General features: G+C 66.5%; 10 protein-coding genes. 6 read left to right on the top strand and 4 right to left on the bottom strand.

The window, feature by feature from the left end:
- Window positions 1-23 precede the first annotated feature (23 nt).
- On the top strand, window positions 24-1,259 hold the full coding sequence (gene ftsZ, locus AC5P7S_RS07995) for a cell division protein FtsZ (RefSeq protein ID WP_005415297.1): 1,236 nt from the start codon (window positions 24-26) through the stop codon (window positions 1,257-1,259).
- A gap of 205 nt (window positions 1,260-1,464) precedes the next feature.
- Window positions 1,465-2,376, top strand: a complete 912-nt coding sequence (lpxC, locus tag AC5P7S_RS07990) for a UDP-3-O-acyl-N-acetylglucosamine deacetylase (RefSeq protein ID WP_005415298.1) — start codon at window positions 1,465-1,467, stop codon at window positions 2,374-2,376.
- A gap of 281 nt (window positions 2,377-2,657) precedes the next feature.
- Here the strand turns inward: lpxC and AC5P7S_RS07985 are convergent, their stop codons facing one another.
- Window positions 2,658-3,107 carry a DciA family protein gene (locus AC5P7S_RS07985; RefSeq protein ID WP_049413132.1) on the bottom strand — a complete coding sequence of 150 codons (450 nt, stop codon included), beginning with the start codon at window positions 3,105-3,107 and terminating at the stop codon, window positions 2,658-2,660.
- A gap of 12 nt (window positions 3,108-3,119) precedes the next feature.
- On the opposite strand from AC5P7S_RS07985, the gene AC5P7S_RS07980 reads away from it, so the two are divergent.
- The 3 genes from AC5P7S_RS07980 (at window position 3,120) to AC5P7S_RS07970 (ending at window position 8,166) form a co-directional block, all read left to right on the top strand.
- A complete protein-coding gene (locus AC5P7S_RS07980) occupies window positions 3,120-4,076 on the top strand; it encodes a M23 family metallopeptidase (protein WP_053498833.1) in 957 nt (318 codons plus the stop codon).
- Window positions 4,077-4,378: 302 nt separating this feature from the next.
- Window positions 4,379-7,111, top strand: a complete 2,733-nt coding sequence (secA, locus tag AC5P7S_RS07975) for a preprotein translocase subunit SecA (protein WP_005415301.1) — start codon at window positions 4,379-4,381, stop codon at window positions 7,109-7,111.
- A 101-nt stretch (window positions 7,112-7,212) separates the two neighbouring features.
- Window positions 7,213-8,166 carry a Nudix family hydrolase gene (locus tag AC5P7S_RS07970; protein WP_065178756.1) on the top strand — a complete coding sequence of 318 codons (954 nt, stop codon included), beginning with the start codon at window positions 7,213-7,215 and terminating at the stop codon, window positions 8,164-8,166.
- A 10-nt stretch (window positions 8,167-8,176) separates the two neighbouring features.
- On the opposite strand, the gene AC5P7S_RS07965 is transcribed toward AC5P7S_RS07970, so the two are convergent.
- The 3 genes from AC5P7S_RS07965 to AC5P7S_RS07955 form a co-directional block, all read right to left on the bottom strand.
- Complete coding sequence (locus tag AC5P7S_RS07965; RefSeq protein WP_053498830.1) at window positions 8,177-8,761, bottom strand: DUF4124 domain-containing protein; 585 nt, start codon at window positions 8,759-8,761, stop codon at window positions 8,177-8,179.
- 40 nt (window positions 8,762-8,801) lie between these two features.
- Window positions 8,802-9,629, bottom strand: a complete 828-nt coding sequence (gene metF, locus AC5P7S_RS07960; protein WP_005415304.1) for a methylenetetrahydrofolate reductase [NAD(P)H] — start codon at window positions 9,627-9,629, stop codon at window positions 8,802-8,804.
- 109 nt (window positions 9,630-9,738) lie between these two features.
- A complete protein-coding gene (locus AC5P7S_RS07955) occupies window positions 9,739-11,181 on the bottom strand; it encodes an amidohydrolase family protein (RefSeq protein ID WP_242441357.1) in 1,443 nt (480 codons plus the stop codon).
- 215 nt (window positions 11,182-11,396) lie between these two features.
- On the opposite strand from AC5P7S_RS07955, the gene AC5P7S_RS07950 reads away from it, so the two are divergent.
- Window positions 11,397-11,954 (top strand): DUF3228 family protein, encoded by a 558-nt coding sequence (locus AC5P7S_RS07950; RefSeq protein WP_005415306.1) that lies wholly within the window; start codon window positions 11,397-11,399, stop codon window positions 11,952-11,954.
- Window position 11,955: the final 1 nt, after the last annotated feature.

Raw genomic sequence — 11,955 nt, 5'->3', positions numbered from 1 at the left:
GCGGATACAACGAGGACACGGACATGGCGCATTTTGAACTGATCGAAAAGATGGCACCCAATGCGGTGATCAAGGTGGTTGGCGTGGGCGGCGGCGGCGGCAATGCCGTGGCGCACATGGTCAACTCGGCGGTGGACGGCGTGGAGTTCATCACCGCCAACACCGACTCGCAGGCCATCAAGAATTGTGGTGCCAAGCTGCAGCTGCAGCTGGGTACCAACGTGACCAAGGGCCTGGGCGCAGGCGCGAACCCGGAAGTCGGCCGCCAGGCCGCGCTGGAAGACCGTGAGCGCATCATGGACGCGCTGCAGGGCGCGGACATGGTGTTCATCACCGCCGGCATGGGCGGCGGCACCGGCACCGGCGCTGCGCCGGTGGTGGCGCAGCTGGCCAAGGAAATGGGCATCCTGACCGTGGCCGTGGTCACCAAGCCGTTCCCGTTCGAAGGCCGTCGCCGCATGCAGGTGGCGCTGAAGGGCATCGAGGAACTGAGCCAGCACTGCGACTCGCTGATCACGATCCCGAACGAGAAGCTGATCACCGTGCTGGGTCGCAACGCGACCATGATCCAGGCCTTCCGCGCCGCCAACGACGTGCTGCAGGGCGCCGTGCAGGGCATCGCCGACCTGATCGTGCGTCCGGGCCTGATCAACGTCGACTTCGCCGACGTGCGCACCGTCATGTCCGAAATGGGCCTGGCGATGATGGGTACCGGCACCGCACGGGGCGATGACCGCGCCCAGGCCGCTGCCGAATCGGCGATCCAGAACCCGCTGCTGGACGATGTGAACCTGGCCGGTGCCAACGGCATCCTGGTCAACATCACCGCCGGCGCCGACTTCACCATGGCCGAGTTCGACGAGATCGGCCGCACCATCGACGGCTTCGCTTCGGAAGACGCCACCGTCGTGGTCGGCACCGTGCTGGACCCGGACATGCAGGACGAAGTGCGCGTGACCGTGGTGGCCACTGGCCTGAACCGCGTCTCGGCCAGCAAGACCCAGCGTCCGGGCGAGCGTGCACCGATCAAGCTGGTCCGCAACGCCACCACCGGCCAGCCGGAGTTCGGCGAGTTCGACAACGGCGGCGACGCCGTGTCCAAGGCCGTGGGCGGCATGGGCCTGGGCCTGCGTCGCGCCAGCAGCGATACCGCGGCGGCGTCGGCCCCGTCGGCCCCGGCGGCTTCGGCCCCGGCAGCGGCGGAACTGCCGAACGACTACCTGGACATCCCGGCCTTCCTGCGCCGCCAGGCGGACTAAGCGGGGCGGCCCGGGGTTGTCCTCCCCGGGTTGCGCCACCATGTCCTGAAAATGCGGGCGCCGGGCCAGGATGGGCCCGGCCGCCCTGCTTCACGCGCTTTCCCAGCGGCGTGCCGGTGTGTCCTGCCGGTGGCTGTCACTGGCGTTTCAGCCAGGGTAGGGGAGTGCGCGTGTTAATCTAATGTGTCACTTCCGGTCCATCCCCATGATCCAGCAACGCACCCTCAAGAACACGATCCGCGCCACCGGCGTTGGCCTGCATAGTGGTGACAAGGTCTACATGACCCTGCGCCCGGCACCGGTCAACCATGGCATCGTGTTCCGCCGCGTGGACCTGGACCCGGTGGTGGAAGTGCCGGCCAAGGCCGAACTGGTCACCGAAGTGACCCTGTGCACCGGCCTGACCTGCAACGACGCCAAGATCCAGACCGTCGAACACCTGATGTCGGCGCTGGCCGGCCTGGGTGTGGACAACATCATCGTCGAGCTGTCCTCGGCCGAGCTGCCGATCATGGACGGTTCGGCCGGTCCGTTCGTGTTCCTGCTGCAGTCGGCAGGCATCGTGGAACAGGATGCGCCCAAGCGCTTCATCCGCGTGCTGAAGACCGTGGAAGTGACCGAGGGCGACAAGGTGGCCCGCTTCACCCCGTACGAGGGTTACAAGCTGGGTTTCACCATCCAGTTCAACCACCCGATGATTCCGGCCAAGCAGTCGCGCCAGGAAATCGAGTTCTCGACGCTGGCCTACACCAAGGAAATCTCCCGCGCGCGCACCTTTGGTTTCATGCGCGACCTGGAGTACATGCGCGAGCGCAACCTGGGCCTGGGCGGTTCGATGGACAACGCCATCGTGCTGGACGAGTTCCGCGTGCTCAACGAAGACGGCTTGCGCTACGCCGACGAATTCGTGCGCCACAAGATCCTTGACGCCATCGGCGACCTCTATCTGGCCGGTGGCCAGGTGTTGGGTGCCTACGAAGGCTTCAAGTCCGGCCACGCGCTCAACAACAAGCTGGTGCGGGCCCTGATGGCCGATGCCAGTGCCTGGGAATGGGTCAGCTTCGACTCGCCGGCCACCCCGGATCCGGTGGAATACGCCACCCCGGCGTACGCCTGATTCCATAGGTTGTTGAATTTAAAGATAAAAACGCCGCCTTCCTGGGCGGCGTTCTTGTTTCCGGCGTTGGCGACGCATTCAGCGTGCTTGAAAGACGTCAAGGCTGGTTCAAGGTCACGGTTTTGTGAACCTCTTGGATCAGAAGCCTGAATTTAACGCAGTTTTAACAACAATCTAACGACAGGCCCCCGGATGGCCGCTAGGATGCGACCCGGCCCCCGAAATGTTTCACGCCGTGGTGACACGCGCGACGGGGAGCGGAGCCGGATGCTCCGTTGCCATCAGGACCGTTTCTTCGGCTTCGAGGGAACGTCCTGCAGGCAAGCCAAGGCGTCGCGTAGCCCTTTGTGCGTGGCGGCTGAAACTGCGTGGGGTCCATTCCGGTTGTCGAGCGCTGGGGAGCGCGTGGGAGTGGGAGACGCAGTCTTGATGGTCACCCTGGTGGCCTTCAGCCCGATGGAACGGGCCGCGTCGAGCAGCTGGGCTTCGGCAAGCCGCAACTTGGCATGCCAGACCGGGGACTCGACGAGAAAAACGAGGTGTTCCCCGTCCACATTGGCCAGCCGGCAACGGCTGCGCAGAGGTGGCGGCAACTGGGGGCGCAACTGACGGTCCAGCGCGTCGAGCCACAGGGCACGCCGCAGCGGGTTCCCGCTTTTGTCCGCCATTACCGCATCCAGCGCCGGTTTCGGTGCCGACGCGGGGCGAACGCTGGATTTCGGCTCAGACATGAAAACTCACTGATGGCATTCAAAAAGATCGTAATCAAAACGCGTGAAGGACAGGCCAAATCGTCGCCGATCACGCGTTTGCGGTTCTATTTCGAGGACCGCCCCCGCGCCCTGCTGGGCAGCGTGCTCGGGGTAGGCTGCATTATCGGCCTTGCTGGCGGCATTGGCGCCAGCGCGCTGAATGATTCCCGGCTACAGGCCAAGGTCGAGCGCCAGGATGCGGAGCTGGCCAAGGTCAAGCGCGATGCGCAGACCCAGGTCAATGCGCTGGCGGCCCGCCTCGGCGAGCTGCAGGCCCAGGCGACCCGCCTCAACGCCCTCGGCGAACGGCTGACCCAGATGGGCAAGCTGGAGGACGGCGAGTTCGACTTCAACGAGACCCCCGGCCTCGGTGACGGTGACGCAGGCGGCCCGACCAGCGACATCCCGGTCAAGGACGTCAACGCCGACTTACAGGTGCTGGAGCAGCGCTTCGCTGCTTCAGGCCGCCAGCTGTCGGTGATGGAATCGCTGATGTTCGACCACCAGCTGCAGCAGAACGCCGTGCCGTCGCGCATGCCGATCCGCAACAGCTACGTGACCTCCGGCTTCGGCACCCGTGCCGACCCGTTCGGCCGCGGCGCCGCCACCCACAAGGGCATGGACTTCCACGCAAAGGTCGGTGACCCGGTGATGGCCGTGGCCGAGGGCGTGGTCAGCTTCGCCGGCGTGAAGGGCGGCTACGGAAATGTCGTCGATGTCGACCATGGCAATGGCTATGTCACCCGCTACGCGCACAATTCGCGCCTGGTGGTGAAGGCCGGCGACCTGGTCCGTGCCGGCCAGGAAGTGGCCAAGGCCGGTTCCACCGGCCGTTCGACCGGTGCCCACGTGCACTTCGAGGTGTGGGAGAACGGCAACGTGGTCAACCCGCGCAAGTTCCTCGGCGACGGCGGCAACACGCCGGTCGGGCGGGTCAGCCGCGGTTGATCCCCGGGTCGGATCCCTTCCGCGCTGCGGAAGGGCTCTGACCCGATGTGGTTGATCTGGTAGTGCCGGCCGCTGGCCGGCAACCTCATGATCTTCGGCAGCATCGCAGATTGCCGGCCAGCGGCCGGCACTACCGGGAATGTTCGGATGCCATTGCCGCCAAAGGGTTGAAACCCCTTGGGGCCGTCCCAAGCTACAATGGGTGTTGCCATCGACAGGGCGCCAGGCGCCCTGTTTCGTTTGCGGCGGACGGATCCCCAGGGGGAGGCCGGGCGTCGTGTCCATCCAACCCGGTTCCTTCAATGATCAACAGCCTGCTTACCCGCGTATTTGGCAGTCGTAACGAACGACAGCTGCGCCAGCTCAACCGCATCGTCGCCAAGATCAATGCGCTGGAGCCGGAGATCGAGAAGCTGTCCGACGAGCAGCTTCAGGCCAAGACGCCGGAGTTCAAGCAGCGCATTGCTGGCGGTGAAGCCCTGGACAAGGTGCTGCCGGAAGCGTTCGCGGTCTGCCGCGAAGCCGGTCGCCGCGTGCTGGGCATGCGCCACTACGACGTGCAGCTGATCGGCGGCATGGTGCTTCACCTGGGCAAGATCGCAGAAATGCGCACCGGTGAAGGCAAGACCCTGGTGGCGACCCTGCCGGTGTACCTCAACGCGCTGGAAGGCAAGGGCGTGCACGTGGTCACCGTGAACGACTACCTGGCCCGCCGCGACGCCGCGCAGATGGGCAAGCTGTACAACTGGCTGGGCCTGAGCGTGGGCGTGGTGTACCCGGGCATGCCGCACAGCGACAAGCGCGAAGCCTACGCTGCGGACATCACCTACGGCACCAACAACGAATTCGGTTTCGACTACCTGCGCGACAACATGGCGCTGTCCAAGGCCGACCGCTACCAGCGCGGCCTGCACTACGCCATCGTCGACGAAGTCGACTCCATCCTGATCGACGAAGCGCGCACCCCGCTGATCATCTCCGGTCCGGCCGATGATTCCCCGGAGCTGTACATCCGCGTCAACCGTGTCGTGCCGCACCTGGTCAAGCAGGAAGCGGAAGACGGCGAAGGCGATTTCTGGGTCGACGAGAAGGGCAAGCAGGTGCACCTGTCCGAAGCGGGCATGGAGCACGCCGAGCAGCTGCTGGTCGAGGCCGGCATCCTCGATGGCGAGACCGAAGGCCTGTACGCGGCGCAGAACCTGACCGTGGTGCACCACCTCAACGCCGCCCTGCGCGCGCACGCGATCTACCAGCGTGACGTGGACTACATCGTGCGCGATGGCGAAGTGGTCATCGTCGACGAATTCACCGGCCGTACCCTGGCCGGCCGCCGCTGGTCCGATGGCCTGCACCAGGCGGTGGAAGCGAAGGAAGGCGTGCCGGTGCAGCGCGAGAACCAGACGCTGGCGAGCATCACCTTCCAGAACCTGTTCCGCATGTACAAGAAGCTGTCCGGCATGACCGGTACGGCCGATACCGAAGCGTTCGAGTTCCAGAGCATCTATGGCCTGGAAGTGGTGGTGATCCCGACCAACCGCCCGACCATCCGCAAGGACAGCCCGGACCAGGTGTTCCTCAACCGCAAGGGCAAGTTCAATGCGGTGCTGGCCGACATCGAAGAGTGCGCCAAGCGCGGCCAGCCGGTGCTGGTGGGTACCACCTCGATCGAAACCTCGGAAATGCTGTCCGAGCACCTGAGCAAGGCCGGCGTGAAGCACGAAGTGCTCAACGCCAAGCAGCATGACCGCGAAGCGACCATCGTCGCCAACGCGGGCCGCCCGGCGGCGGTGACCATCGCCACCAACATGGCCGGTCGTGGTACCGACATCGTGCTGGGCGGCTCGCTGGAAGCCGAGATCCACGCTCTGGGCGAGGACGCAACCGACGAGCAGAAGGCGGCGGTCAAGGCCGAATGGCAGAAGCGCCACGACGCAGTGAAGGCCGCTGGCGGCCTGCATATCGTCGGCACCGAGCGCCACGAGTCGCGTCGTATCGACAACCAGCTGCGCGGCCGTTCGGGCCGCCAGGGTGACCCGGGTTCGTCCCGTTTCTACCTGTCGCTGGAAGACAACCTGATGCGCATCTTCGCCTCCGACTGGGTGCAGAAGGCCATGCGCATGATGGGCATGAAGGAAGACGACGTCATCGAGGACCGCCTGGTCAGCCGCCAGATCGAAAAGGCGCAGCGCAAGGTCGAGGCCCACAACTTCGACATCCGCAAGAACCTGCTGGACTTCGACGACGTCAACAACGATCAGCGCAAGGTGATCTACGCCCAGCGCGACGAGCTGCTGGACGCCGAATCGGTGAAGGACAACGTCGACGGCATCCGTGACGACGTGATCTTCGACATCGTTGCGCGCTTCGTGCCGCCGAACTCGATCGACGAGCAGTGGGACCTGCGTGGCCTGGAAGCGACCCTGGAGTCGGACTTCGGCCTGCAGATGTCGCTGACCGACCTGGTCAAGCAGCATGAGGAACTGGACGCCGAGGCCATCGCCAGCAAGGTCCAGGAGCGCGTCAACCAGCACTTCGCCGAGAAGGAAGCCAGCCTGGGCGAAGAGACCATGCGCGCGCTGGAGAAGCACGTGATGCTGACCGTGCTGGACCAGAGCTGGAAGGAGCACCTGGCGCGCATGGATTACCTGCGCCAGGGCATCTACCTGCGTGGTTACGCGCAGAAGCAGCCCAAGCAGGAATACAAGAAGGAAGCCTTCGAGCTGTTCTCGGACATGCTGGAGAACGTCAAGCGCGAAGTGGTGACCCTGCTGGCCCGCGTGCGTATCCGCAGCGACGAGGAAGTGCAGGCCCTGGAGGCCGCCGAGCGGCAGCAGGCGCAGGCTCGCCTGAGCCAGTCGCAGTTCCAGCACCAGGATGCGGGCGGCTACAGTGCCGACGAGGAAGCTGCGCAGGTGCAGGCTGCGCAGCAGGGCGTCGCGCAGATGCAGCGCGACGAGCCGAAGATCGGCCGCAACGATCCGTGCCCGTGCGGCAGTGGCAAGAAGTACAAGCACTGCCACGGCCAGCTGAGCTGATCCCGAAGAGCCCCGCGAAAGCGGGGCTTTTCGTTTGTTGCGGGGGAGTTGCACCGGATCCGTGATTGCGCCGGCCGCACTGTTCTGGGCATGCTTCCCCCATGCCTTCCCCCACCCGATCGATCCACGTCGTGGCCGCCGTCATCACCGACGCCCGTGGCCGCGTGCTGCTCAACCGCCGTACCGAGAACCGCGACATGGCCGGCCTGTGGGAGTTCCCCGGCGGCAAGCGCGAATCCGGCGAGACCTCCGAACAGGCGCTGGCGCGTGAACTGCGCGAAGAGCTGGGCATCGAGGCCGATGTCGGGCCCTGGCTGATGGACGTGCCGCAGCGCTATCCGGACAAGCACCTGACCCTGGAAGTGCGCCATGTGCGCAGCTGGAAGGGCACCCCGCGCGGCCGCGAAGGCCAGGCGATCACCTGGGTGGCGCAGGACAAGCTGGGCCGCTATTCGATGCCGCCGGCCGACCTGCCGGTGGTGGCCGCACTGCGCCAACCGGACCGCTACCTGATCACGCCGGCGCCGGCTGACGATGCCAGCGGCGTGCAGCACTGGCATGACTGCCTGCAGCGCGCGGTCGCGGCGGGCCAGCAGCGCATCCAGCTGCGCCTGCCACCGGAACACCCGCAACGGCAGGCAATGATCGAACAGGCCGTGCGCGCGCATCGTCGCGGCGTGCAATGGCTGGTCAACCGCGATGTCGCGCTGGCACGCGCACTGGGCGTGGGTGTGCACCTGGGCAGCGAGCAGCTGCAGGACCTGCAGGAACGGCCCTTGCCGGAAGGGCAGCTTGTCGCCGCGTCCTGCCACGACCTGGAGCAGCTGCAGGCGGCGCAGCGGCTGGGCTGCGACTTCGTGGTGCTCGGCCCGGTGCAGGCCACGGCCAGCCACCCCGGGGCAGTGCCGCTGGGCTGGGAGGCCTTCGCCGCGCTGCGCGCGCAGGTGTCGCTGCCGATCTACGCGTTGGGTGGGATGGTCGCCGGCCATATCGCCGAAGCCCGTCGCCACGGTGGGCAGGGTATCGCTGCGATTGGCGGGTTGTGGCCGGCGTGAGCCCTCCCGGTCACAACGTGATCCAGAAACACCCGTATTGACGCCGCAACCCCAGCACCGTCGAAGCGCGCGACACGCTGCCGGGCAGGGTCTGTTCCAGGCGCAGGCCGACCGGATGCCGCACGGCCGACGGCTCCGGGTCGGATACCTGCGCCGCAGGGCTCTGATCCTCATCCTGCGATTGCGGCAGCGCCTGCGAGGGATACACCGGTACCACGTCTACCAGCGGCCGCCGCGCCAGCGATTCCAGTTGACCGAGGATGCGCTGCGCACCGGCATCGGAGACCGCGCCCCACAGGTACAGCGACGACAACCGGTTCACATCGTTGCTGAGGATGCCGATGCGCAGCGCGTCCACCAGCTCGCTAAGGCGCCGTGGGCAGCGCGCCCCCAGGGTGTCTCGCCGCAGGGTGCTGCCGGTGGGCGCGGGCGGTGGCAATCGTGATCGGGCGCCGACGCTGTCGCAGGGCCGGTCGGTATACACGCTCTGGCCCTGCGCATCGGTGCAGCGGTTCAAGCGCGTGGACTGCGCATGGACAACGCTCGATGCCGAGCACAATGACAGCAGCAACAGCAGGAAGGAAAGCCGGTTCATCGACGCAGGGTAGCGCCGATCGCGGTGGCATGGCGTGCTTTCAGCCGTGCAGCAGCTTCAGCACCGACGTGGTCGGCTTGGCCAGGTTCAGGGTGTAGAAGTGCAGGCCCGGCGCGCCGCCCTCGACCAGGCGCTGGCACAGCCTGGCGACCACTTCGGTACCGAACGCCCGCACCGATTCGGCGTCATCGCCATAGGCCTGCATCTTGCGGCTGATCCAGCGCGGGATCTCCGCACCGCACTGCTCGGAGAAACGGCGCAGCTGGCTGAAGTTGGCGATCGGCATGATGCCGGGCGTGATCGGTACCTGTACGCCGAGCCGGCGCACGGCATCGACGAAGTGGAAGTACGCATCCGGGTTGTAGAAATACTGGGTGATCGCCGCGTCGGCGCCGGCATCGATCTTGGCCTTGAAGTGCTTCAGGTCGGCCAATGCATCGGAGGCCTGTGGGTGGGTCTCCGGGTAGGCACCTACCTCGATGCGGAACGCATCGCCGTGTTCGGCGCGGATGAACTCGATCAGCTCGGCGGCATAGCGCATGTCGCCGGGGAAGCCCATGCCGGAGGGCAGGTCGCCGCGCAGCGCGACCAGGCGATGGCAGCCGATGGCGCGGTACAGCTTGAGCAGTTCGCGGATTTCCTGGCGGGTGCCACCGACACACGACAGATGCGGTGCGGCCTCGAAGCCATGGTGCTGGTTGAGATGGCGCACGGTCTCGGAGGTATAGCTCAGCGTCGAGCCACCAGCGCCGAAGGTACAGGACACGTACTCGGGGCCGTAGTCCTTCAGCTTGGCTGCGGCGCGATCCAGCTGGCTGCGCTGTTCGTCGGTCTTGGGCGGATAGAACTCGAAGCTGATGGCAGTCATGGCACGGGCGGCGGCGGCGGGTGTGGATCAGTATATCGCTTCATCAAGATGGATGTGCGCGAATATGTGGAAGCGTGGCCGCTGCCGGGCGCTCGCGCGGGACAGGCTGCTACAGCTCAGCGCTGACCGGGCTGGTGATGAAGCCCCACAGCAGGCGCGCCATCACCGCCGGCGAGCGTGCCTGTGCACGGGCGTACGCCCACAGTGCGTCCAGGCGCGGGCGGTCGTACAAGTGCCCGGCCAACAGCACGGCCAACAGCACGGCGTGGATGCGGCGCGTGTTGCCGGTGTCCAGCAGCGGATCGCCATCGAGCAACACCAGGTCGGCGGCCCGGCCGACCTCGACGCTGCCATGCGATGCCTGCAGCTGCAGATGACGCGCGGCCTGCAGCGTGGCCGCACGCAGCACGTCGGCCTGGCTCAGCCCCGCCTGCCGCAGCCACTGCAGTTCGTCGTGGTAACGCAGTCCACCCAGTCCGGTATCGGTGCCGACCAGTACGGTCACGCCAGCCCGATGGGCGGCGCCGGTGAGCGCCAGGCCATGGGTGAAGTAGGCCTTCAGCGCCTGTTCGCCGCGCGCGCCGGGATAGCGCGCCACGGTGGCCTTCAGATCGTCGCGCCATGCCCAGCGCGAGAGCGGATCCAGGTAGGCCAGGCGCGGGTCGTCGACGAACGCCGGATCGCGCGCGCGTGCATCCTCTTCGCGGGTGACATGGGTCGGTACGAACGCTGCACCGCTGGCCTGCATCAGGTCGAACGCCTGGGCGCAGAGGGCGGGCTGGTAGTCACCCACCATGGCTTCGGCGAGCGCGGTCGGGTTCCTGTCATCGAGCGAGCCTTCGCGCCAGGCGGCGGCACTGTCCACGCAATGGCGCACGAACAGATGGCCGTGCTCGAAGCTGCGCTGGCCCGCGTGCAATGCGGCTTCCAGCGGGACCGCCCTGGGCAGGTGTCCGACCAGGGGCAGATGCAGCTGCCGCGCTTCGCTGGCCAGCCGCTGGTAGGTCTCGGCGCGAAGGCGGTTGTAGACCTTGAACGCATCGACGCCGCGTGCGCGGTACGCGTGTGCACGTTCGCCCGCTGCATCCGGCGTCAGCGCCGGGTCTTCAAAATAGAAGCTGGCGATCTGTACGAAGCGCGGTGCAACCTGCTGCCCGGCAATGGCCTGTGCGGTCCAGCGGCGCTTGTCGGCCACGCAGGCGATCAGCGGATCGGTGGCCTGTGGGCAGTCCATCATGTCGCGGGTACCGGTGATGCCGTTGGCCAGCATCAACGGGAACTGCAGTTGCGGTGACAGCTGCAGTGCATGGGTGTGCATGTCCCAGAAACCGGGCAGCAGCCAGCGTCCGCCCGCATCGAGAACCGGCAACGTGGTCTCCGGCGGGTCTTCACCGATGGCGGTTATGGTGCCGTTGCGCACGGTCACCGTGGTGGGTTCGCTGGCCTGGCCGCGGGCGATGTCCACCACGCGTGCGTTGACGATCACGTGACTGTTGCCGGGGTGGGGCAGCGGTGGTGCAGACAGCGGCCAGAGCAGGGCGGCGGTGAACAACAGGGGGGGGGACCAGCAGGAGCACGGCCAGCACGCGCGGCCAGCGGCGACGACGGGCGGAGCGGGGTAGTGCATCCATGAACCGGCAATCCTTGCATGGGGTCGCCTGCAGGGTGCGCCAACATGGGTGCCGATGCCAGTGACCATCGGCATCCCGCCCTCCATGCCGCGTGGGCAGGTACCCTGTGCAGCGGATTCCCTGATCACGCCGCGCCATGTCCATCGTTCTCACCGATTTCGCCCGTCCCCGCCTGTTCCCGCGCGTACCGCGTGGCAACACGATCCAGGACTGCACTGCCGAACAGTTCGAAGCGCACCTCAACGCGCACGCGCCGATGAAGGTACTGGACGGCTATGCGCCGTTCTGCAAACTGTTCGTCTACGAGAACTGGACCAGCACGCGCTGCCTGACCGTGCCGATCACCGAGGCCAACCGCCATCTGCTGCGCAGTGGTTACGAGGCACGCAATCGCGACGAACTGCCGGTGCTGGTGCGCTGGTTCGAGGGCGTGGAGTCGCCGCGTGCGAACTATCTGGTGGTGATCCTGTACAGCGCCGAGCAGCTGGCGAAGGAAGGCTCGCCGATCGAGGCCGACTGGGGCATCGTCGGCTGTATCTATACCGCCGAGCCGGCAGAGGTGCCGATGGCGCCGATCACGATGATGCGCAATGCGCTGGGCGTGGAAGAGGGCGGTTCCGGCGTGCCGTTGGACCGCGAGGCCTACCGGCGTTCTGTCGAGTTCTGGGAGAGCAACGCGAACTGGCGGCCGTGAG

Source organism: Stenotrophomonas sp. YJH_SMC_32 (genome assembly GCF_059369975.1).
The sequence above is the reverse complement of the archived record's forward strand: the minus strand, read 5'-3'. Positions and strand labels throughout refer to the sequence as shown.

Coding starts and splice junctions, on each gene's coding strand:
- ftsZ (WP_005415297.1), top strand. CDS start 24: ATGGCGCATTTTGAACTGATCGAAAAGATGGCACCCAATGCGGTGATC.
- lpxC (WP_005415298.1), top strand. CDS start 1,465: ATGATCCAGCAACGCACCCTCAAGAACACGATCCGCGCCACCGGCGTT.
- AC5P7S_RS07985 (WP_049413132.1), bottom strand. CDS start 3,107: ATGTCTGAGCCGAAATCCAGCGTTCGCCCCGCGTCGGCACCGAAACCG.
- AC5P7S_RS07980 (WP_053498833.1), top strand. CDS start 3,120: ATGGCATTCAAAAAGATCGTAATCAAAACGCGTGAAGGACAGGCCAAA.
- secA (WP_005415301.1), top strand. CDS start 4,379: ATGATCAACAGCCTGCTTACCCGCGTATTTGGCAGTCGTAACGAACGA.
- AC5P7S_RS07970 (WP_065178756.1), top strand. CDS start 7,213: ATGCCTTCCCCCACCCGATCGATCCACGTCGTGGCCGCCGTCATCACC.
- AC5P7S_RS07965 (WP_053498830.1), bottom strand. CDS start 8,761: ATGAACCGGCTTTCCTTCCTGCTGTTGCTGCTGTCATTGTGCTCGGCA.
- metF (WP_005415304.1), bottom strand. CDS start 9,629: ATGACTGCCATCAGCTTCGAGTTCTATCCGCCCAAGACCGACGAACAG.
- AC5P7S_RS07950 (WP_005415306.1), top strand. CDS start 11,397: ATGTCCATCGTTCTCACCGATTTCGCCCGTCCCCGCCTGTTCCCGCGC.